Annotated in this window: 14 protein-coding genes and 2 pseudogenes; 7 read left to right on the top strand and 9 right to left on the bottom strand. The window is 59.9% G+C overall.

Annotated elements, in window-relative coordinates:
- Positions 1 to 58 precede the first annotated feature (58 nt).
- Positions 59 to 1,378 (top strand): IS1182-like element ISKpn6 family transposase, encoded by a 1,320-nt coding sequence (locus C2U43_RS25515; RefSeq protein WP_004152397.1) that lies wholly within the window; start codon positions 59 to 61, stop codon positions 1,376 to 1,378.
- 249 nt (positions 1,379 to 1,627) lie between these two features.
- Here the strand turns inward: C2U43_RS25515 and C2U43_RS25510 are convergent, their stop codons facing one another.
- From C2U43_RS25510 to tnpA (C2U43_RS25490), 4 genes are all read right to left on the bottom strand, one after another.
- Positions 1,628 to 2,509 carry a carbapenem-hydrolyzing class A beta-lactamase KPC-2 gene (locus tag C2U43_RS25510; RefSeq protein ID WP_004199234.1) on the bottom strand — a complete coding sequence of 294 codons (882 nt, stop codon included), beginning with the start codon at positions 2,507 to 2,509 and terminating at the stop codon, positions 1,628 to 1,630.
- A 386-nt stretch (positions 2,510 to 2,895) separates the two neighbouring features.
- Positions 2,896 to 3,675, bottom strand: coding sequence for an IS21-like element ISKpn7 family helper ATPase IstB (gene istB, locus C2U43_RS25500; RefSeq protein ID WP_004152394.1), 780 nt, complete (start codon positions 3,673 to 3,675; stop codon positions 2,896 to 2,898).
- On the bottom strand, positions 3,672 to 4,697 hold the full coding sequence (istA, locus tag C2U43_RS25495; RefSeq protein WP_004199214.1) for an IS21 family transposase: 1,026 nt from the start codon (positions 4,695 to 4,697) through the stop codon (positions 3,672 to 3,674). The genes istB (C2U43_RS25500) and istA (C2U43_RS25495) overlap by 4 nt, the downstream gene beginning before the upstream one ends.
- A 106-nt stretch (positions 4,698 to 4,803) precedes the next feature.
- Entirely contained in the window at positions 4,804 to 7,833 is a 3,030-nt protein-coding gene (tnpA, locus tag C2U43_RS25490) for a Tn3-like element Tn4401 family transposase (RefSeq protein ID WP_004152392.1), read from the bottom strand.
- Between the two features lie 109 nt (positions 7,834 to 7,942).
- On the opposite strand from tnpA (C2U43_RS25490), the gene tnpR (C2U43_RS25485) reads away from it, so the two are divergent.
- A complete protein-coding gene (gene tnpR / locus C2U43_RS25485) occupies positions 7,943 to 9,658 on the top strand; it encodes a Tn3-like element Tn4401 family resolvase TnpR (RefSeq protein ID WP_004152391.1) in 1,716 nt (571 codons plus the stop codon).
- 93 nt (positions 9,659 to 9,751) lie between these two features.
- Here tnpR (C2U43_RS25485) and ssb read toward each other — a convergent pair.
- From ssb to C2U43_RS25470, 3 genes and pseudogenes are all read right to left on the bottom strand, one after another.
- Positions 9,752 to 10,015, bottom strand: a pseudogene (gene ssb / locus C2U43_RS25480) (single-stranded DNA-binding protein); the annotation flags it as partial.
- A gap of 137 nt (positions 10,016 to 10,152) precedes the next feature.
- Positions 10,153 to 11,013: a broad-spectrum class A beta-lactamase TEM-1 gene (locus C2U43_RS25475; RefSeq protein WP_000027057.1), complete on the bottom strand. Its 861-nt coding sequence runs from the start codon at positions 11,011 to 11,013 to the stop codon at positions 10,153 to 10,155.
- A gap of 182 nt (positions 11,014 to 11,195) precedes the next feature.
- A complete protein-coding gene (locus C2U43_RS25470) occupies positions 11,196 to 11,753 on the bottom strand; it encodes a recombinase family protein (RefSeq protein WP_001217881.1) in 558 nt (185 codons plus the stop codon).
- Positions 11,754 to 11,915: 162 nt separating this feature from the next.
- On the opposite strand from C2U43_RS25470, the pseudogene C2U43_RS25465 reads away from it, so the two are divergent.
- Positions 11,916 to 12,815, top strand: a pseudogene (locus tag C2U43_RS25465) (DUF4158 domain-containing protein); the annotation flags it as partial.
- Positions 12,816 to 12,866: 51 nt separating this feature from the next.
- Here C2U43_RS25465 and tnpR (C2U43_RS25460) read toward each other — a convergent pair.
- Positions 12,867 to 14,582, bottom strand: a complete 1,716-nt coding sequence (tnpR, locus tag C2U43_RS25460) for a Tn3-like element Tn4401 family resolvase TnpR (RefSeq protein WP_004152391.1) — start codon at positions 14,580 to 14,582, stop codon at positions 12,867 to 12,869.
- Between the two features lie 109 nt (positions 14,583 to 14,691).
- Between tnpR (C2U43_RS25460) and tnpA (C2U43_RS25455) the strand changes: the two genes are divergently transcribed.
- The 4 genes from tnpA (C2U43_RS25455) (at position 14,692) to C2U43_RS25435 (ending at position 20,897) form a co-directional block, all read left to right on the top strand.
- Complete coding sequence (gene tnpA / locus C2U43_RS25455; RefSeq protein ID WP_004152392.1) at positions 14,692 to 17,721, top strand: Tn3-like element Tn4401 family transposase; 3,030 nt, start codon at positions 14,692 to 14,694, stop codon at positions 17,719 to 17,721.
- Between the two features lie 106 nt (positions 17,722 to 17,827).
- Positions 17,828 to 18,853, top strand: coding sequence for an IS21 family transposase (istA, locus tag C2U43_RS25450; RefSeq protein ID WP_004199214.1), 1,026 nt, complete (start codon positions 17,828 to 17,830; stop codon positions 18,851 to 18,853).
- Entirely contained in the window at positions 18,850 to 19,629 is a 780-nt protein-coding gene (gene istB / locus C2U43_RS25445; RefSeq protein ID WP_004152394.1) for an IS21-like element ISKpn7 family helper ATPase IstB, read from the top strand. The genes istA (C2U43_RS25450) and istB (C2U43_RS25445) overlap by 4 nt, the downstream gene beginning before the upstream one ends.
- A 386-nt stretch (positions 19,630 to 20,015) precedes the next feature.
- Positions 20,016 to 20,897 carry a carbapenem-hydrolyzing class A beta-lactamase KPC-2 gene (locus C2U43_RS25435; RefSeq protein ID WP_004199234.1) on the top strand — a complete coding sequence of 294 codons (882 nt, stop codon included), beginning with the start codon at positions 20,016 to 20,018 and terminating at the stop codon, positions 20,895 to 20,897.
- A 249-nt stretch (positions 20,898 to 21,146) separates the two neighbouring features.
- Here C2U43_RS25435 and C2U43_RS25430 read toward each other — a convergent pair whose 3' ends face one another.
- A complete protein-coding gene (locus tag C2U43_RS25430) occupies positions 21,147 to 22,466 on the bottom strand; it encodes an IS1182-like element ISKpn6 family transposase (protein WP_004152397.1) in 1,320 nt (439 codons plus the stop codon).
- Positions 22,467 to 22,681 lie beyond the last annotated feature (215 nt).

The following is a 22,681-nucleotide window of genomic DNA, read 5'->3' as shown; positions in this document are numbered from 1 at the left end:
GGCCTAGGAGCCTGCGCGGCAGAAGCCAAATCGGCGGAAGATCGAGGACGATACGGGGATGGCTGCCAGTTACCTTCCTTACCGACCCGACCAATCCTATCTGCTGCCCCCTTCTCTGGGAGAGTGGCTACCTGAAGGGCATCTTGCCTACTTCATCAGCGAGACTGTCGATACGCTGGACTTGAGCGCATTCCACGCCCGGTATGCCGGCGGTGGTCCGGGCAATCAGCCGTTTCATCCGGCGATGATGGTCAAAGTGCTGATCTATGGTTACGCGAGCGGCGTCTTCTCTTCGCGCAAACTAGCCAGGAAGCTGTACGAGGATGTCGCGTTGCGTGTGCTGGCCGCTGGAAACTTCCCGGCCCACCGCACGCTGAGTGACTTCCGTGCCCTACACCTGACCGAGCTTGAGAATTTGTTCGTTCAGGTGGTGCAACTGGCGCGCGAATGTGGGCTGGTGAAGCTTGGCACGATCGCGGTCGACGGCACCAAGGTAAAAGCCAACGCCAGCCGCCACAAGGCGATGAGCTATAAGCGCATGAAGCCGGCCGAGGACGAATTGCATTGCGAGATCAAGGCGCTGCTTGATCGCGCCAAGGCTACCGACGACCAGGAGCGTAACGAGCCGGAGCTGGACATTCCTGCCGAGATTTCTCGCCGCGAGAAGCGCCTGGAGGCGATCCAGGCGGCAAAGGCGCGCCTGGAAGCGCGCCAGCGTGAAGCGGACCAGGCCCGGGGGCGCAGCGAAGACGATGGCCGCCGGCCTCGCCATCCGGATGGCTCGGACAAGGGCGGTGGCTCGTACAAACGCGAGTTTGGTGTGCCGGATGACCGTGATCAGGAAAGCTTCACCGATCCGGACAGCCGGATCATGAAACACGCCGGTGGTGGCTCCGAGCAGAGCTACAACGGGTACACAGCGGTCGATGCCGAGCACCAGATCATCGTGGCGGCGGAGTTGACCAACTGCGCCGCGGACAGTCAGGCGCTGCTGGGCATGCTGGCAGCAGTTCAGGCCAACACCGGAGAAATGCCGGCCCAGACGCTGGCGGATGCGGGATTCCGTAGTGAGGCTGTTCTGGCAAAGGTCGCCGATCACCACGGCGATGTCATCGTTGCCCTCGGCCGCGAGGGACGTGAAGATGCCAAGGTCAATGCCAAGACCCATCCGCATACGGCGGCGATTGCGGCGAAATTGAAAACGGAGCAAGGCGATGCAGCTTACCGCCGGCGCAAGTCGATCGTGGAGGCTCCGAATGGTTGGATCAAGGCGGTGATGGGATTGCGTCAGTTCAGCATGAGGGGCCTGGACAAGGTGCAAGCCGAGTGGAAGCTCGTCTGCATGGCGCTAAATCTGAGGCGAATGGCGTATCTGTGAGGGCGAAGGTTAAATGGGGCGGCTCAAATGCACCCCAGTCGTCATAACACGCCGCGCGCCGCAAGATTGGTATCCTTGGCGCCGACGCCTTGCCAATTGCAGAGAGCGCCGCCGCCATCGTCAGTGCTCTACAGAAAACCGGTCACACGGCTCTGCCGCGCAGACTCCTAGCCTAAATGTGACAGTGGTTGGTAATCCATGCCGCCCGCAAGGGCGGCGGTGGTGGGCCAATAGATGATTTTCAGAGCCTTACTGCCCGTTGACGCCCAATCCCTCGAGCGCGAGTCTAGCCGCAGCGGCGATGACGGCCTCGCTGTGCTTGTCATCCTTGTTAGGCGCCCGGGTGTAGACGGCCAACACAATAGGTGCGCGCCCAGTGGGCCAGACGACGGCATAGTCATTTGCCGTGCCATACACTCCGCAGGTTCCGGTTTTGTCTCCGACTGCCCAGTCTGCCGGCACCGCCGCGCGGATGCGGTGGTTGCCGGTCGTGTTTCCCTTTAGCCAATCAACAAACTGCTGCCGCTGCGGCGCAGCCAGTGCAGAGCCCAGTGTCAGTTTTTGTAAGCTTTCCGTCACGGCGCGCGGCGATGAGGTATCGCGCGCATCGCCTGGGATGGCGGAGTTCAGCTCCAGCTCCCAGCGGTCCAGACGGAACGTGGTATCGCCGATAGAGCGCATGAAGGCCGTCAGCCCGGCCGGGCCGCCCAACTCCTTCAGCAACAAATTGGCGGCGGCGTTATCACTGTATTGCACGGCGGCCGCGGACAGCTCCGCCACCGTCATGCCTGTTGTCAGATATTTTTCCGAGATGGGTGACCACGGAACCAGCGCATTTTTGCCGTAACGGATGGGTGTGTCCAGCAAGCCGGCCTGCTGCTGGCTGCGAGCCAGCACAGCGGCAGCAAGAAAGCCCTTGAATGAGCTGCACAGTGGGAAGCGCTCCTCAGCGCGGTAACTTACAGTTGCGCCTGAGCCGGTATCCATCGCGTACACACCGATGGAGCCGCCAAAGTCCTGTTCGAGTTTAGCGAATGGTTCCGCGACGAGGTTGGTCAGCGCGGTGGCAGAAAAGCCAGCCAGCGGCCATGAGAGACAAGACAGCAGAACTAGACGGCGATACAGTGACATCAACGATATTCCTTGTTTGAAGGTGGAGCTAGGTGTAGCGGCCGGATGTAATCAGGCCGCTACAGCTGGGATTATCACCGAGCGGCAAGCCGCTCCCTCTCCAGAGGCTGTAACGGCTGTAACTGCCCCGGATGGGCACACATCGGGTTGGTAAGTCCCTGGCACCACAACGTCCAGCGCTATTGAAAAACGAATCAGGTCGGCGTTCATGGGTCGGCCACCTCGCCTGACCTCGGCATCCACGTTACGGACGGCCTCAGGAAGTCCTGGCCAAGCCCCGACTATTGGGGCGCGAAGATAGCACCGAGGGTACGCCGGTGTCAACACCAACTGAAAACTGACCCACTTTACCCCTGAATCACCAAAGTAATACTGACCCACCTGGATCATTCGGGTTTGGAATTTTTCCTGACCACTCCCGCCTTCCTCTTGTCCTTCAAGCGGTAGCTTTCGCCGCTCAGGGTCAGGATATGGGCATGGTGCAGCAGCCGATCCAGCATCGCGGCTGTCAGGGTGGTATCGCCGGCAAACGCGTCGGCCCACTGGCTGAACGGCAGGTTCGAGGTCAGGATCATCGCCCCTTTCTCATAGCGCTTCGCCACCACCTGAAAGAACAGGTTCGCTTCCTCGCGTCCGAAAGGCAGGTAGCCGATCTCATCGATCACCAGCAGCCGTGGACCGAGGATGGCGCGGTTGAAGTATTCCTTCAGCCGCCCTTGTCGCTGCGCCGTGCTCAGTTGCAGCATCAGGTCGGCTGCCGTGATGAAGCGTGTCTTGACCCCGGCTTGCGCGGCCTTGTAACCCAAGGCGATGGCGAGGTGGGTCTTGCCGATGCCAGAGGGTCCGATCAGCACCACGTTCTCGGCCCGTTCGACAAACGCCAGACTGCCCAGCTCCTGCACCAGTGCCTTGGGCACGCCGGGGTTGAAGCTGAAGTCATAGTCCTCCAGGGTCTTGATGCCCGGGAAGCAAGCCATCCGCGTCAGCAGTTCGCGGCTGCGCTGCTGGCGACACCCCGCTTCATGCCGCAACAGGTGTTCCAGGAAGTCGGTGAAGCTGAAGTCCTCGCGCACCGCCTGCTGCGCCAGGACGGGGTAATGCGTTGCCACCCGTTCGAGTTTGAGTTGCTGGCACAGGGCGTCGATCCGCTCATGCTGGAGGTTCATCGGCAGGCCTCCCCAATTGCGTCATAGACAGACAGTGGGTGCTGGAGAGATTCCAGTGGTACCGGGCGGAGACTGTTATCCAGCAGGGGGGCCTCGTCGCGCCGCACACGGGATGGCAAGGGTTGCAGGTGTTCCCGCTCCTGCCGCCAACGGTCGATGGGGCGCTCGTTCAGGGTGGCGTGGACCCGCACATTCGCCTCGTCTGCCAACCAGTCACGGACGCGTCGGTTGGCAGCAGCACAATCGAGCAGCAGCCCCGTGCCCTTCATCCGGGTCAGCAACGGGTTGTAGAAGCTCTCGCGGAAGTAGCGATTGAAGCGCTCGACCTTGCCTTTGGTCTGGGCCCGATACGGGCGACACAGCCGGATCCGGAACCCCAGGTCATCGGCCAGTTGAAGCAAGCCGGGGTGAAAACGGTGCTTGCCGTCACCGTAGGCATCGCGTTCCAGCACCACGGTCTTCATGTTGTCGAACAACACCTCGCGGGGCACACCGCCCAGATAGTCAAAAGCCAGCAACAGGGAGTCCCGCACGGACTCGAAGGATTCGTCCGGTACGAAGGTGACAAACGTCATGCGGCTGTATCCCAGCGTGGCGACGAAGGCCGACATGGGGGATCTGGCCCGGCGCAAGACCACGAAATCAGCCTGCAACTGCCGTCCGGGCTCGGTCTCGAAACGGACGGCCGGACCTGCTTCGCGGCGGGCGGGCTTGAGCGTGGCGAGGAAGGCGCGCAATAACGAGAGACCGCCGCCATACCCTTGAGCGCGGATTTCCCGATTCAGGACGGTGGCAGGCAGCCAGATGGGGTGGGCCTGCTCGACCCGTTGCCGCAGATAAGATTCAAATGGCCCCAGTTTGGTGGGGCGTGGTTCACGGGGCTGGTATCGCGCTACCGACGGATCGCGGAGGTAGCGGCGCACGGTATTGCGCGAGACCCCCAACGTGCGGGCGATGTGCCGGATGGAGTGGCCCTGTCGGGCAAGAACTCTGATTTCCACGGTTTGCTCCTGGGTCAACATCGACGGCCTCGAAAAGGCCGCCAAACTAGCCCAGGTGGATCAGTTTTACTTCGCTGGGGTGGGTCAGTTTTACACTGCTGCTAACACGGAACCGCTGAAAATTCCGTCACTCCAGTTCCAGGCCTGCGACGATCGCATCGAGATCGATCGTCTTGCCGCTGCTTTGAAAGGTGTAGTGCCCGTTGAGCAGGATGTGCCGCCATGCCGCAGGCGAAATTTTTGTGATGAGTGCCAGCGCCTTGCTGTTGCCGGCCGCCTCGTACTTGGTCACCAGCCGCGACAAGATTGCCGAGTTGTAGAAAATGATCGTGTTGGCGATCAGCCGTGCGCACTGGTTGCTGATCTCGATTTCAATGTCGGTGCGACCGGTCAGTTCCTTCTTACCGCCGACCTGGGCAATGGCCGAGCGTAGCTGATGGTAGGACTCGAGGCGATTTTGCGAGCGGTGCACGTTGCGTTCCAGTTGCGGATCGCGCAGGTAGCGAAGCGTGTAGATGCTGCGGATGAGCTTGTCGAACTCGAAGATCGCGCGCCGCGTCGGGTTCGTCGTGGTGTAGGTGCACAGCTTGCGGATCAGCGTGCCCTGCGTCATTTCCTTCAGCCCGAGTGTGGCGACGATCCGGTCGATGTTCGGCTTCTCGCGATGGATGAGATCGCAGTCGATTTTCCCGACTGGCCGAATCAGGCACGCCTGATACTGTGCTGGATCGTCAGCGCAGTAGAGTTCTTTCAATTGCGCGTTGAGGTCGGTGAAGCGCGGCTCGAACCGCCGGCCAAACCAATGCAGGATGGCGAAGTTGGCCTTGTTGACGCTGTGCATGTCGCCGGTGATCGCGGTCGGCATGATGTCCGACGTGTTGCGATACCAGATGTCGAACACGTGGTGGGCCTCGTAGTCGTGCGCGCCGATCAGGTAGCCGTTGAGCGGGATGTGGTTGCACAGCAGCGTGTAGGCGACCACGCCCTTGCCGCGCCCGAAGTACTTGCGCGAATAGCGCGCCTTCACGGTCGGCCGTTCGACGCTGAATTTCTGCCCGTCGACGGCACCGTACAGCGTTTCGAGGTCGAACGAGTAGTATGGGAAGATCGGTAGCGTGGCGATGGCGTTGCTGATGCAGTCGTTGGCCGCGTGCAGCGTTGCCTGGCGCAGGTACTGCTGGTAGCCGCTATCCAGCACGTGGTACGGGATGTCGCTGGTGCGCGCCATGACGTGGTTGCCGTGGTTCATCGCTTGCGCGATGATGACCGCCATCAGGCTGTCAGCGTCGGCGACCTTCTTCGCGTAGCGCGGCTGCATGGGCGTGAACGCCGACAGAAACTTGCACTCGTCGTTGACGAAGCGAAACACGTCGGCCACGTCGCAGAACGGAAGCTTCTCGTAGAATGCCTTTTCGCGCGCTTTCTCATTCTCGCTCTTGGGCTTGCGCCAGGTCAGTTTCTGCGTGTCCTTGTTGTATTCGAGGTGCGTCAGCTTGCCCTGTTTCAGCTCGCGGTTGAACGCCAGCCACTGCGTGCGCAGTTCGGCAGTCAGCGCATCGAGTTGGGCATGGACGGGTTGCTGCAGGAAGGGGATCTCCATTTTTGCGAGCACATCGATCTTCCTGTCCATCTCAACCAGTTCATCTGAGAAGTGCCGGTGTTGCAGGCTGTCGTCGAGGTAGAGTTCACCCGATTGGAGACGCTTCCTGATCTGGCGGTACAGCCAGAACTCGTAGCGGTCAGCGTGCAGGCCGGTTGGTTTACCGTCGGCGTCGAAGGTCAGCAGGTACGGCCGCAAGCGTTTCGGAAGTGTCGCCGCGGGCCACTCGTCGAGTGGCCGTTGCGACAGCCGCTGCTGCTTGGCAAAAACACCTTTGGCCCAGGCCAGCGCGGCAAGCCATGGACTGTCTGGATTGGAGCCGGAGAGGTCGAGCGCAACGTACAGTGGACGAAGATGGCGGCGCATGCGGTCGGCCAGCCCGTCCACCGCCTGCCACTGCAAGGCCAGCTTGCTCGCCGGCTTCACGCTCATACGCTGCGCCGTGGTTTGCAGCGTATCGCGAGGCATGATCTTGTAGGCGCGCTGCCGCACCTCGCCGAAGGGCGTGGGATCGGCCACGCTATCATCAACGTAGAGTGACAGCAGGCGGCCTACCCGCGGCGTTTCCTGCTGACGGCGCACCTGCTCGTCGGCAAAGGATTGTTTGGCACCAGCGCTGCTTTCGTCCTCCAACTGCTTCATGTGGTACGCCATCGCATCGACCAGGTTGTCGGAGAGCTGCCGGTAGCGTACCCAGGCATAGCACAGCAGGTAGAGTTGGGTCTGATCGGCCTTCAGATTGCGCAGGTCGTGGACGGTGTAGAAGTTTGCCAGGCTCGCGTAGTACAGCAGGTTCTGCTGCGAGACGTCGAGTTTAGGCAGCAGTGTCTTGGCGATTGCGTGCAGCGGCTCCAGCGTGGCGCGCTTTTCGCGCTCGCGGACCATCTGGCGCCAGCCGAAATTCTTGGCGTCCTGCTTGAGCGCCGCCAGTTGCGACAGGGTGTCATCACGGACCAGAAGCTGGCTCAGCGCGGCCTTGGCAGATTCGTCCAACGCTTGCTCCAGCAGATTGCCCAGGCGCCGGCGCTCGGCGGATAGCGTTTCGCTGACCAACTCTTGCAAGGTCGTATAGCCGGGCCGGATAATCTTGTGCTCATTGAGCCAGACGATCAGCTCGGCGGCGACGAACCCCGGCGTTACGTCACGCCGCACGGTCCGTGCGGCCTGCTGCTCGAGCTGCGGCAGGAAGGCGGCCGACCACGGCCAGTAGCCGAATAGTTTGGCGATCTGCTCGCGCTGGGTGTAGCGTTCATGCTTGGTGATCGCCTTGGGTTCGAACACCTCGCCGTGGAAATAGCGGCTCAGCACGAAAGCGCAATCGTCCTCGACTTCGTCCCAGTCGAAACTGAAGAAGGCATGCTTGGCCTTGAAGTAGCCGATCTGCAAGAGGCAATAGACCTTGGCATGAAGACTGGGCCGGCTGTTGGCAAGCGCCAACTCGGTTTCTGTCACAGCCAGATATTCCAGCTGCTGCGCATCATCGAACTCCGGCAGGCCATACAAGGCCTCCTGTTCGGCGTCGGATAGGACGCTGAGTAGCTTGTTCTTCTTGCTCATGGCCCGTTCTTGCTATCTTGAGGTTTCGTAGAAACATGGGGCATTTTCGATTCTACTGAAATAATCGTTATTATCGCGTTACTCGCTTTTCGAATCGCAACCTGTCCATATGAAAACGGGCCAGACTACGGCTTCGAGTTCTACCCCAGTCGGCTTTCCCGATGCGGATTCGCTGGCTGCCTTGCGCGGCTGGTACGCGGGACTCAGCTCTCGCGCGGCCGTTGAACACTACCTGGCGGCACGCAAGGCCGCCGGTCAATCAGCGCGAGGGATGCTGGGGCATATCCGCCGCCAGCTCATCGTTTTCGCCAACAGCCGCCACCGGCCGGATCTGGCCGACGTGTTCCAGCACGCCCCCGAAGAGCGACAGGGGCGCGCGGGTGCCGTCGAACGCGCGATCCGGCTCTTGCCCACGCTGCCGGCGCCGAAGCCCCAGATCAGCGACAGCATCGACCAGTGGCTGTCTCCGAGGACCGTCAGGGCACTGCAGGCGTACGGTATCCACACCCTCTCGGCGCTGACCGTGCGCATTCCCCGCCGGCGTGGCTGGTGGAAAGCCATCGAGGGACTCGGCATGACAGGCGCCCGGCAGGTCGAGGCTTTCTTTGCCGCACATCCGCAGCTCACCGAGCGCGCCCGGGCCCTGATCCCGATTATTCAGCCCAGCGGCATCGTGCCGTGGGAGCAGTTGCGTCTGCCGAACGAAGTCGACGGCTCGCAGGGCAATTTCCGGGCCCCGCGCAACGCTTGCACGCTGAATGCGACCAACGACTACGAGGCCGTGCAGGCCTGGCTGGCGCTGCACGAGACTGTCGCCACACAGCGCGCCTATCGCAAGGAGGCTGCGCGGCTAATCCTGTGGGCCATCGTCGAACGCGGACGGGCGCTATCATCCCTGACCACGGACGATGCAATCGCGTACCGGGCCTTTGTCCGGCACCCGACCCCGCGCGAGCGTTGGGTGGGGCCACCTCGACCACGCGATTCGGTGGAATGGCGCCCCTTCTCGGGCGGCTTGTCCGCACGCTCGGCAGCGTATGCGCTGACGGTGCTCTCGGCGCTGTTCCGGTGGCTCATCGAGCAGCGCTATGTGCTGGCCAACCCTTTCGCCGGCGTCAAGGTACGCGGTCACGCCTTGCGGCCCGCACTGGATACGGCGCGAGGCTTTACCGAGGGAGAATGGCTACTGCTGCGCGCCATTGCAGACGGCCTGGAATGGTCCTACGGCTGGTCCGAGCCGGCAGCACAACGCCTGCGCTTCATGCTCGACTTCGGCTATGCCACGGGCCTGCGCGCTAGCGAACTGGTCGGCGCCGTCCTGGGTAATGTCCGCCTCGACGAGCACGGTGACCACTGGCTGCATTTGGTTGGCAAAGGTGGCAAACCAGGTAAGGTGGCCTTGCCGCCGCTCGCGTATACGGCGCTGGACCAATACTTGGCACAGCGTCAACTGCCAGTCAGCCGGGAACGGTGGAATCCGAAAACGCCCCTGGTGGGCAGTCTTGGGGAAGACGGTAATGCCGGCATCACCGGCCCTCACCTTTGGTGCGTGTTGCGAAGATTCTTTACGCAAGCCGCTGAGGCCATTGAGGCCGATCATCCGGTCGCCGCCGAAAAGCTGCGCCGTGCCACGCCTCATTGGATGCGTCACAGTCATGCCAGCCATGCGTTGGCCCGGGGAGCTCAGCTCACCGCGGTGCGCGACAACCTACGCCATGCGTCGATCGCCACGACGTCGATGTATTTGCATGGCGATGAGCTCGAGCGCGCCAGGCAGATGCGGCAGGCTTTTGGCGCTCGTCACGTCAAGCGAGGAGTCGACTGAATTTTCATCATACGGAATGACGGAATTTTCTGGGATTCCCGCTTAGAACCCCTTCTTCTGGTTTACTGCGACAGCAGCCTGAATCCCAAGCATTCAGAACGGTATATCATCTTCAAACGGTGGCGGTTCATTTCCTGCTGCTGGCGCAGCTCCGGTACTCTGTGGTTGTGGTTGGTTCTTGTTATCAGGTTGAGCAGCGTTTTGTGGCCGCCCGCCTAACATCTGCATAGTGCCACCGACATTCACAACAACTTCTGTGGTGTATTTCTCCACGCCAGCTTGATCAGTCCATTTACGTGTTCTGAGCTGGCCTTCAATGTACACCTGAGAACCTTTACGGAGATATTGGGGTCTGACGCTCAGTGGAACGAAAACTCACGTTAAGGGATTTTGGTCATGAGATTATCAAAAAGGATCTTCACCTAGATCCTTTTAAATTAAAAATGAAGTTTTAAATCAATCTAAAGTATATATGAGTAAACTTGGTCTGACAGTTACCAATGCTTAATCAGTGAGGCACCTATCTCAGCGATCTGTCTATTTCGTTCATCCATAGTTGCCTGACTCCCCGTCGTGTAGATAACTACGATACGGGAGGGCTTACCATCTGGCCCCAGTGCTGCAATGATACCGCGAGACCCACGCTCACCGGCTCCAGATTTATCAGCAATAAACCAGCCAGCCGGAAGGGCCGAGCGCAGAAGTGGTCCTGCAACTTTATCCGCCTCCATCCAGTCTATTAATTGTTGCCGGGAAGCTAGAGTAAGTAGTTCGCCAGTTAATAGTTTGCGCAACGTTGTTGCCATTGCTGCAGGCATCGTGGTGTCACGCTCGTCGTTTGGTATGGCTTCATTCAGCTCCGGTTCCCAACGATCAAGGCGAGTTACATGATCCCCCATGTTGTGCAAAAAAGCGGTTAGCTCCTTCGGTCCTCCGATCGTTGTCAGAAGTAAGTTGGCAGCAGTGTTATCACTCATGGTTATGGCAGCACTGCATAATTCTCTTACTGTCATGCCATCCGTAAGATGCTTTTCTGTGACTGGTGAGTACTCAACCAAGTCATTCTGAGAATAGTGTATGCGGCGACCGAGTTGCTCTTGCCCGGCGTCAACACGGGATAATACCGCACCACATAGCAGAACTTTAAAAGTGCTCATCATTGGAAAACGTTCTTCGGGGCGAAAACTCTCAAGGATCTTACCGCTGTTGAGATCCAGTTCGATGTAACCCACTCGTGCACCCAACTGATCTTCAGCATCTTTTACTTTCACCAGCGTTTCTGGGTGAGCAAAAACAGGAAGGCAAAATGCCGCAAAAAAGGGAATAAGGGCGACACGAAAATGTTGAATACTCATACTCTTCCTTTTTCAATATTATTGAAGCATTTACCAGGGTTATTGTCTCATGAGCGGATACATATTTGAATGTATTTAGAAAAATAAACAAATAGGGGTTCCGCGCACATTTCCCCGAAAAGTGCCACCTGACGTCTAAGAAACCATTATTATCATGACATTAACCTATAAAAATAGGCGTATCACGAGGCCCTTTCGTCTTCAAGAATTTTATAAACCGTGGAGCGGGCAATACTGAGCTGATGAGCAATTTCCGTTGCACCAGTGCCCTTCTGATGAAGCGTCAGCACGACGTTCCTGTCCACGGTACGCCTGCGGCCAAATTTGATTCCTTTCAGCTTTGCTTCCTGTCGGCCCTCATTCGTGCGTTCTAGGATCCTCCGGCGTTCAGCCTGTGCCACAGCCGACAGGATGGTGACCACCATTTGCCCCATATCACCGTCGGTACTGATCCCGTCATCAATGAACCGGACTGCCACGCCCTGAGCGTCAAATTCCTTTATCAGTTGGATCATATCGGCAGTGTCGCGGCCAAGACGGTCGAGCTTCTTAACCAGAATGACATCACCTTCCTCCACCTTCATCCTCAGCAAATCCAGCCCTTCCCGATCTGTTGAACTGCCGGATGCCTTGTCGGTAAAGATGCGGTTAGCTTTTACCCCTGCATCTTTGAGCGCTCTGATCTGAATATCGAGGGACTGCTGGCTGGTTGAGACCCGCGCATAACCAAAAATTCGCATAAAATGTACCTTAAATCGAATATCAGACACGATGTGTCTATTATGCCAAAATGACGATTTAATGGACACTCAAACGAAGCCGTTTTACTATGTCTGATAATTTATAACATTTCGTACGGTTGGAAAAATGTTACTAAATGCCCGTCAGGCAGGGAGGCCGATATGCCCGTTGACTTTCTGACCACTGAGCAGACTGAAAGCTATGGCAGATTCACCGGTGAACCGGATGAGCTTCAGCTGGCACGATATTTTCACCTTGATGAAGCAGACAAGGAATTTATCGGAAAAAGCAGAGGTGATCACAACCGTCTGGGCATTGCCCTGCAAATTGGATGTGTCCGTTTTCTGGGCACCTTCCTCACCGATATGAATCATATTCCTTCCGGCGTCCGGCATTTTACCGCCAGACAGCTCGGGATTCGTGATATCACCGTTCTTGCAGAATACGGTCAGAGGGAAAATACCCGCCGTGAGCATGCAGCGCTGATACGTCAGCACTATCAGTATCGTGAATTTGCCTGGCCCTGGACATTTCGCCTTACCCGTCTTTTATATACCCGGAGCTGGATAAGCAACGAACGTCCTGGCCTGCTTTTCGATCTGGCGACAGGGTGGCTTATGCAACATCGTATTATTCTCCCCGGAGCCACTACGCTGACCCGGTTGATTTCAGAGGTAAGGGAAAAGGCGACGTTGCGCCTGTGGAACAAACTGGCACTGATACCGTCAGCCGAACAGCGTTCACAGCTGGAGATGCTGCTGGGGCCAACTGATTGCAGCCGCCTGTCTTTACTGGAATCACTGAAAAAGGGCCCTGTGACCATCAGTGGTCCGGCGTTTAATGAAGCAATTGAACGCTGGAAAACTCTGAACGATTTTGGCCTGCATGCTGAAAACCTGAGTACACTCCCGGCTGTGCGCCTGAAAAATCTCGCACGTTATGCTGGTATGACTTCGGTGTTCAATATTGCCAGGATGTCACCGCAGAAAAGGATGGCGGTTCTGGTTGCCTTTGTCCTTGCATGGGAAACGCTGGCGCTGGATGATGCATTGGACGTTCTGGGGTTCTAAGCGGGAATCCCAGAAAATTCCGTCATTCCGTATGATGAAAATTCAGTCGACTCCTCGCTTGACGTGACGAGCGCCAAAAGCCTGCCGCATCTGCCTGGCGCGCTCGAGCTCATCGCCATGCAAATACATCGACGTCGTGGCGATCGACGCATGGCGTAGGTTGTCGCGCACCGCGGTGAGCTGAGCTCCCCGGGCCAACGCATGGCTGGCATGACTGTGACGCATCCAATGAGGCGTGGCACGGCGCAGCTTTTCGGCGGCGACCGGATGATCGGCCTCAATGGCCTCAGCGGCTTGCGTAAAGAATCTTCGCAACACGCACCAAAGGTGAGGGCCGGTGATGCCGGCATTACCGTCTTCCCCAAGACTGCCCACCAGGGGCGTTTTCGGATTCCACCGTTCCCGGCTGACTGGCAGTTGACGCTGTGCCAAGTATTGGTCCAGCGCCGTATACGCGAGCGGCGGCAAGGCCACCTTACCTGGTTTGCCACCTTTGCCAACCAAATGCAGCCAGTGGTCACCGTGCTCGTCGAGGCGGACATTACCCAGGACGGCGCCGACCAGTTCGCTAGCGCGCAGGCCCGTGGCATAGCCGAAGTCGAGCATGAAGCGCAGGCGTTGTGCTGCCGGCTCGGACCAGCCGTAGGACCATTCCAGGCCGTCTGCAATGGCGCGCAGCAGTAGCCATTCTCCCTCGGTAAAGCCTCGCGCCGTATCCAGTGCGGGCCGCAAGGCGTGACCGCGTACCTTGACGCCGGCGAAAGGGTTGGCCAGCACATAGCGCTGCTCGATGAGCCACCGGAACAGCGCCGAGAGCACCGTCAGCGCATACGCTGCCGAGCGTGCGGACAAGCCGCCCGAGAAGGGGCGCCATTCCACCGAATCGCGTGGTCGAGGTGGCCCCACCCAACGCTCGCGCGGGGTCGGGTGCCGGACAAAGGCCCGGTACGCGATTGCATCGTCCGTGGTCAGGGATGATAGCGCCCGTCCGCGTTCGACGATGGCCCACAGGATTAGCCGCGCAGCCTCCTTGCGATAGGCGCGCTGTGTGGCGACAGTCTCGTGCAGCGCCAGCCAGGCCTGCACGGCCTCGTAGTCGTTGGTCGCATTCAGCGTGCAAGCGTTGCGCGGGGCCCGGAAATTGCCCTGCGAGCCGTCGACTTCGTTCGGCAGACGCAACTGCTCCCACGGCACGATGCCGCTGGGCTGAATAATCGGGATCAGGGCCCGGGCGCGCTCGGTGAGCTGCGGATGTGCGGCAAAGAAAGCCTCGACCTGCCGGGCGCCTGTCATGCCGAGTCCCTCGATGGCTTTCCACCAGCCACGCCGGCGGGGAATGCGCACGGTCAGCGCCGAGAGGGTGTGGATACCGTACGCCTGCAGTGCCCTGACGGTCCTCGGAGACAGCCACTGGTCGATGCTGTCGCTGATCTGGGGCTTCGGCGCCGGCAGCGTGGGCAAGAGCCGGATCGCGCGTTCGACGGCACCCGCGCGCCCCTGTCGCTCTTCGGGGGCGTGCTGGAACACGTCGGCCAGATCCGGCCGGTGGCGGCTGTTGGCGAAAACGATGAGCTGGCGGCGGATATGCCCCAGCATCCCTCGCGCTGATTGACCGGCGGCCTTGCGTGCCGCCAGGTAGTGTTCAACGGCCGCGCGAGAGCTGAGTCCCGCGTACCAGCCGCGCAAGGCAGCCAGCGAATCCGCATCGGGAAAGCCGACTGGGGTAGAACTCGAAGCCGTAGTCTGGCCCGTTTTCATATGGACAGGTTGCGATTCGAAAAGCGAGTAACGCGATAATAACGATTATTTCAGTAGAATCGAAAATGCCCCATGTTTCTACGAAACCTCAAGATAGCAAGAACGGGCCATGAGCAAGAAGAACAAGCTACTCAGCGTCCTATCCGACGCCGAACAGGAGGCCTTGTATGGCCTGCCGGAGTTCGATGATGCGCAGCAGCTGGAATATCTGGCTGTGACAGAAACCGAGTTGGCGCTTGCCAACAGCCGGCCCAGTCTTCATGCCAAGGTCTATTGCCTCTTGCAGATCGGCTACTTCAAGGCCAAGCATGCCTTCTTCAGTTTCGACTGGGACGAAGTCGAGGACGATTGCGCTTTCGTGCTGAGCCGCTATTTCCACGGCGAGGTGTTCGAACCCAAGGCGATCACCAAGCATGAACGCTACACCCAGCGCGAGCAGATCGCCAAACTATTCGGCTACTGGCCGTGGTCGGCCGCCTTCCTGCCGCAGCTCGAGCAGCAGGCCGCACGGACCGTGCGGCGTGACGTAACGCCGGGGTTCGTCGCCGCCGAGCTGATCGTCTGGCTCAATGAGCACAAGATTATCCGGCCCGGCTATACGACCTTGCAAGAGTTGGTCAGCGAAACGCTATCCGCCGAGCGCCGGCGCCTGGGCAATCTGCTGGAGCAAGCGTTGGACGAATCTGCCAAGGCCGCGCTGAGCCAGCTTCTGGTCCGTGATGACACCCTGTCGCAACTGGCGGCGCTCAAGCAGGACGCCAAGAATTTCGGCTGGCGCCAGATGGTCCGCGAGCGCGAAAAGCGCGCCACGCTGGAGCCGCTGCACGCAATCGCCAAGACACTGCTGCCTAAACTCGACGTCTCGCAGCAGAACCTGCTGTACTACGCGAGCCTGGCAAACTTCTACACCGTCCACGACCTGCGCAATCTGAAGGCCGATCAGACCCAACTCTACCTGCTGTGCTATGCCTGGGTACGCTACCGGCAGCTCTCCGACAACCTGGTCGATGCGATGGCGTACCACATGAAGCAGTTGGAGGACGAAAGCAGCGCTGGTGCCAAACAATCCTTTGCCGACGAGCAGGTGCGCCGTCAGCAGGAAACGCCGCGGGTAGGCCGCCTGCTGTCACTCTACGTTGATGATAGCGTGGCCGATCCCACGCCCTTCGGCGAGGTGCGGCAGCGCGCCTACAAGATCATGCCTCGCGATACGCTGCAAACCACGGCGCAGCGTATGAGCGTGAAGCCGGCGAGCAAGCTGGCCTTGCAGTGGCAGGCGGTGGACGGGCTGGCCGACCGCATGCGCCGCCATCTTCGTCCACTGTACGTTGCGCTCGACCTCTCCGGCTCCAATCCAGACAGTCCATGGCTTGCCGCGCTGGCCTGGGCCAAAGGTGTTTTTGCCAAGCAGCAGCGGCTGTCGCAACGGCCACTCGACGAGTGGCCCGCGGCGACACTTCCGAAACGCTTGCGGCCGTACCTGCTGACCTTCGACGCCGACGGTAAACCAACCGGCCTGCACGCTGACCGCTACGAGTTCTGGCTGTACCGCCAGATCAGGAAGCGTCTCCAATCGGGTGAACTCTACCTCGACGACAGCCTGCAACACCGGCACTTCTCAGATGAACTGGTTGAGATGGACAGGAAGATCGATGTGCTCGCAAAAATGGAGATCCCCTTCCTGCAGCAACCCGTCCATGCCCAACTCGATGCGCTGACTGCCGAACTGCGCACGCAGTGGCTGGCGTTCAACCGCGAGCTGAAACAGGGCAAGCTGACGCACCTCGAATACAACAAGGACACGCAGAAACTGACCTGGCGCAAGCCCAAGAGCGAGAATGAGAAAGCGCGCGAAAAGGCATTCTACGAGAAGCTTCCGTTCTGCGACGTGGCCGACGTGTTTCGCTTCGTCAACGACGAGTGCAAGTTTCTGTCGGCGTTCACGCCCATGCAGCCGCGCTACGCGAAGAAGGTCGCCGACGCTGACAGCCTGATGGCGGTCATCATCGCGCAAGCGATGAACCACGGCAACCACGTCATGGCGCGCACCAGCGACATCCCGTACCACGTGCTGGATAGCGGCTACCAGCAGTACCTGCGCCAGGCAACGCTGCACGCGGCCAACGACTGCATCAGCAACGCCATCGCCACGCTACCGATCTTCCCATACTACTCGTTCGACCTCGAAACGCTGTACGGTGCCGTCGACGGGCAGAAATTCAGCGTCGAACGGCCGACCGTGAAGGCGCGCTATTCGCGCAAGTACTTCGGGCGCGGCAAGGGCGTGGTCGCCTACACGCTGCTGTGCAACCACATCCCGCTCAACGGCTACCTGATCGGCGCGCACGACTACGAGGCCCACCACGTGTTCGACATCTGGTATCGCAACACGTCGGACATCATGCCGACCGCGATCACCGGCGACATGCACAGCGTCAACAAGGCCAACTTCGCCATCCTGCATTGGTTTGGCCGGCGGTTCGAGCCGCGCTTCACCGACCTCAACGCGCAATTGAAAGAACTCTACTGCGCTGACGATCCAGCACAGTATCAGGCGTGCCTGATTCGGCCAGTCGGGAAAATCGACTGCGATCTCATCCATCGCGAGAAGCCGAACATCGACCGGATCGTCGCCACACTCGGGCTGAAGGAAATGACGCAGGGCACGCTGATCCGCAAGCTGTGCACCTACACCACGACGAACCCGACGCGGCGCGCGATCTTCGAGTTCGACAAGCTCATCCGCAGCATCTACACGCTTCGCTACCTGCGCGATCCGCAACTGGAACGCAACGTGCACCGCTCGCAAAATCGCCTCGAGTCCTACCATCAGCTACGCTCGGCCATTGCCCAGGTCGGCGGTAAGAAGGAACTGACCGGTCGCACCGACATTGAAATCGAGATCAGCAACCAGTGCGCACGGCTGATCGCCAACACGATCATTTTCTACAACTCGGCAATCTTGTCGCGGCTGGTGACCAAGTACGAGGCGGCCGGCAACAGCAAGGCGCTGGCACTCATCACAAAAATTTCGCCTGCGGCATGGCGGCACATCCTGCTCAACGGGCACTACACCTTTCAAAGCAGCGGCAAGACGATCGATCTCGATGCGATCGTCGCAGGCCTGGAACTGGAGTGACGGAATTTTCAGCGGTTCCGTGTTAGCAGCAGTGTAAAACTGACCCACCCCAGCGAAGTAAAACTGATCCACCTGGGCTAGTTTGGCGGCCTTTTCGAGGCCGTCGATGTTGACCCAGGAGCAAACCGTGGAAATCAGAGTTCTTGCCCGACAGGGCCACTCCATCCGGCACATCGCCCGCACGTTGGGGGTCTCGCGCAATACCGTGCGCCGCTACCTCCGCGATCCGTCGGTAGCGCGATACCAGCCCCGTGAACCACGCCCCACCAAACTGGGGCCATTTGAATCTTATCTGCGGCAACGGGTCGAGCAGGCCCACCCCATCTGGCTGCCTGCCACCGTCCTGAATCGGGAAATCCGCGCTCAAGGGTATGGCGGCGGTCTCTCGTTATTGCGCGCCTTCCTCGCCACGCTCAAGCCCGCCCGCCGCGAAGCAGGTCCGGCCGTCCGTTTCGAGACCGAGCCCGGACGGCAGTTGCAGGCTGATTTCGTGGTCTTGCGCCGGGCCAGATCCCCCATGTCGGCCTTCGTCGCCACGCTGGGATACAGCCGCATGACGTTTGTCACCTTCGTACCGGACGAATCCTTCGAGTCCGTGCGGGACTCCCTGTTGCTGGCTTTTGACTATCTGGGCGGTGTGCCCCGCGAGGTGTTGTTCGACAACATGAAGACCGTGGTGCTGGAACGCGATGCCTACGGTGACGGCAAGCACCGTTTTCACCCCGGCTTGCTTCAACTGGCCGATGACCTGGGGTTCCGGATCCGGCTGTGTCGCCCGTATCGGGCCCAGACCAAAGGCAAGGTCGAGCGCTTCAATCGCTACTTCCGCGAGAGCTTCTACAACCCGTTGCTGACCCGGATGAAGGGCACGGGGCTGCTGCTCGATTGTGCTGCTGCCAACCGACGCGTCCGTGACTGGTTGGCAGACGAGGCGAATGTGCGGGTCCACGCCACCCTGAACGAGCGCCCCATCGACCGTTGGCGGCAGGAGCGGGAACACCTGCAACCCTTGCCATCCCGTGTGCGGCGCGACGAGGCCCCCCTGCTGGATAACAGTCTCCGCCCGGTACCACTGGAATCTCTCCAGCACCCACTGTCTGTCTATGACGCAATTGGGGAGGCCTGCCGATGAACCTCCAGCATGAGCGGATCGACGCCCTGTGCCAGCAACTCAAACTCGAACGGGTGGCAACGCATTACCCCGTCCTGGCGCAGCAGGCGGTGCGCGAGGACTTCAGCTTCACCGACTTCCTGGAACACCTGTTGCGGCATGAAGCGGGGTGTCGCCAGCAGCGCAGCCGCGAACTGCTGACGCGGATGGCTTGCTTCCCGGGCATCAAGACCCTGGAGGACTATGACTTCAGCTTCAACCCCGGCGTGCCCAAGGCACTGGTGCAGGAGCTGGGCAGTCTGGCGTTTGTCGAACGGGCCGAGAACGTGGTGCTGATCGGACCCTCTGGCATCGGCAAGACCCACCTCGCCATCGCCTTGGGTTACAAGGCCGCGCAAGCCGGGGTCAAGACACGCTTCATCACGGCAGCCGACCTGATGCTGCAACTGAGCACGGCGCAGCGACAAGGGCGGCTGAAGGAATACTTCAACCGCGCCATCCTCGGTCCACGGCTGCTGGTGATCGATGAGATCGGCTACCTGCCTTTCGGACGCGAGGAAGCGAACCTGTTCTTTCAGGTGGTGGCGAAGCGCTATGAGAAAGGGGCGATGATCCTGACCTCGAACCTGCCGTTCAGCCAGTGGGCCGACGCGTTTGCCGGCGATACCACCCTGACAGCCGCGATGCTGGATCGGCTGCTGCACCATGCCCATATCCTGACCCTGAGCGGCGAAAGCTACCGCTTGAAGGACAAGAGGAAGGCGGGAGTGGTCAGGAAAAATTCCAAACCCGAATGATCCAGGTGGGTCAGTATTACTTTGGTGATTCAGGGGTAAAGTGGGTCAGTTTTCAGTTGGTGTTGACACCGGCGTACCCTCGGTGCTATCTTCGCGCCCCAATAGTCGGGGCTTGGCCAGGACTTCCTGAGGCCGTCCGTAACGTGGATGCCGAGGTCAGGCGAGGTGGCCGACCCATGAACGCCGACCTGATTCGTTTTTCAATAGCGCTGGACGTTGTGGTGCCAGGGACTTACCAACCCGATGTGTGCCCATCCGGGGCAGTTACAGCCGTTACAGCCTCTGGAGAGGGAGCGGCTTGCCGCTCGGTGATAATCCCAGCTGTAGCGGCCTGATTACATCCGGCCGCTACACCTAGCTCCACCTTCAAACAAGGAATATCGTTGATGTCACTGTATCGCCGTCTAGTTCTGCTGTCTTGTCTCTCATGGCCGCTGGCTGGCTTTTCTGCCACCGCGCTGACCAACCTCGTCGCGGAACCATTCGCTAAACTCGAACAGGACTTTGGCGGCTCCATCGGTGTGTACGCGATGGATACCGGCTCAGGCGCAACTGTAAGTTACCGCGCTGAGGAGCGCTTCCCACTGTGCAGCTCATTCAAGGGCTTTCTTGCTGCCGCTGTGCTGGCTCGCAGCCAGCAGCAGGCCGGCTTGCTGGACACACCCATCCGTTACGGCAAAAATGCGCTGGTTCCGTGGTCACCCATCTCGGAAAAATATCTGACAACAGGCATGACGGTGGCGGAGCTGTCCGCGGCCGCCGTGCAATACAGTGATAACGCCGCCGCCAATTTGTTGCTGAAGGAGTTGGGCGGCCCGGCCGGGCTGACGGCCTTCATGCGCTCTATCGGCGATACCACGTTCCGTCTGGACCGCTGGGAGCTGGAGCTGAACTCCGCCATCCCAGGCGATGCGCGCGATACCTCATCGCCGCGCGCCGTGACGGAAAGCTTACAAAAACTGACACTGGGCTCTGCACTGGCTGCGCCGCAGCGGCAGCAGTTTGTTGATTGGCTAAAGGGAAACACGACCGGCAACCACCGCATCCGCGCGGCGGTGCCGGCAGACTGGGCAGTCGGAGACAAAACCGGAACCTGCGGAGTGTATGGCACGGCAAATGACTATGCCGTCGTCTGGCCCACTGGGCGCGCACCTATTGTGTTGGCCGTCTACACCCGGGCGCCTAACAAGGATGACAAGCACAGCGAGGCCGTCATCGCCGCTGCGGCTAGACTCGCGCTCGAGGGATTGGGCGTCAACGGGCAGTAAGGCTCTGAAAATCATCTATTGGCCCACCACCGCCGCCCTTGCGGGCGGCATGGATTACCAACCACTGTCACATTTAGGCTAGGAGTCTGCGCGGCAGAGCCGTGTGACCGGTTTTCTGTAGAGCACTGACGATGGCGGCGGCGCTCTCTGCAATTGGCAAGGCGTCGGCGCCAAGGATACCAATCTTGCGGCGCGCGGCGTGTTATGACGACTGGGGTGCATTTGAGCCGCCCCATTTAACCTTCGCCCTCACAGATACGCCATTCGCCTCAGATTTAGCGCCATGCAGACGAGCTTCCACTCGGCTTGCACCTTGTCCAGGCCCCTCATGCTGAACTGACGCAATCCCATCACCGCCTTGATCCAACCATTCGGAGCCTCCACGATCGACTTGCGCCGGCGGTAAGCTGCATCGCCTTGCTCCGTTTTCAATTTCGCCGCAATCGCCGCCGTATGCGGATGGGTCTTGGCATTGACCTTGGCATCTTCACGTCCCTCGCGGCCGAGGGCAACGATGACATCGCCGTGGTGATCGGCGACCTTTGCCAGAACAGCCTCACTACGGAATCCCGCATCCGCCAGCGTCTGGGCCGGCATTTCTCCGGTGTTGGCCTGAACTGCTGCCAGCATGCCCAGCAGCGCCTGACTGTCCGCGGCGCAGTTGGTCAACTCCGCCGCCACGATGATCTGGTGCTCGGCATCGACCGCTGTGTACCCGTTGTAGCTCTGCTCGGAGCCACCACCGGCGTGTTTCATGATCCGGCTGTCCGGATCGGTGAAGCTTTCCTGATCACGGTCATCCGGCACACCAAACTCGCGTTTGTACGAGCCACCGCCCTTGTCCGAGCCATCCGGATGGCGAGGCCGGCGGCCATCGTCTTCGCTGCGCCCCCGGGCCTGGTCCGCTTCACGCTGGCGCGCTTCCAGGCGCGCCTTTGCCGCCTGGATCGCCTCCAGGCGCTTCTCGCGGCGAGAAATCTCGGCAGGAATGTCCAGCTCCGGCTCGTTACGCTCCTGGTCGTCGGTAGCCTTGGCGCGATCAAGCAGCGCCTTGATCTCGCAATGCAATTCGTCCTCGGCCGGCTTCATGCGCTTATAGCTCATCGCCTTGTGGCGGCTGGCGTTGGCTTTTACCTTGGTGCCGTCGACCGCGATCGTGCCAAGCTTCACCAGCCCACATTCGCGCGCCAGTTGCACCACCTGAACGAACAAATTCTCAAGCTCGGTCAGGTGTAGGGCACGGAAGTCACTCAGCGTGCGGTGGGCCGGGAAGTTTCCAGCGGCCAGCACACGCAACGCGACATCCTCGTACAGCTTCCTGGCTAGTTTGCGCGAAGAGAAGACGCCGCTCGCGTAACCATAGATCAGCACTTTGACCATCATCGCCGGATGAAACGGCTGATTGCCCGGACCACCGCCGGCATACCGGGCGTGGAATGCGCTCAAGTCCAGCGTATCGACAGTCTCGCTGATGAAGTAGGCAAGATGCCCTTCAGGTAGCCACTCTCCCAGAGAAGGGGGCAGCAGATAGGATTGGTCGGGTCGGTAAGGAAGGTAACTGGCAGCCATCCCCGTATCGTCCTCGATCTTCCGCCGATTTGGCTTCTGCCGCGCAGGCTCCTAGGCCACCGTAGCTAAACATACGAGAAAAACCGCTTCTTGAGCGCTCTCTGAGACCACCTTGCCGACAACGCAGAAACGGTTGCGGAAAAATCGGCGTTTCCGGCGTACGCCACCCGACCTGGACGAACTATTGCGGACCTGGAACTGGAGTAGCGGAATTC

The sequence above is a fragment of the Citrobacter freundii complex sp. CFNIH9 genome (assembly GCF_002903305.1).
GTDB classification, from domain to species: Bacteria; Pseudomonadota; Gammaproteobacteria; order Enterobacterales; family Enterobacteriaceae; genus Citrobacter; species Citrobacter portucalensis.
Note: the sequence above shows the minus strand (reverse complement) of the source record. Positions and strands in the feature narration are given on the sequence as shown.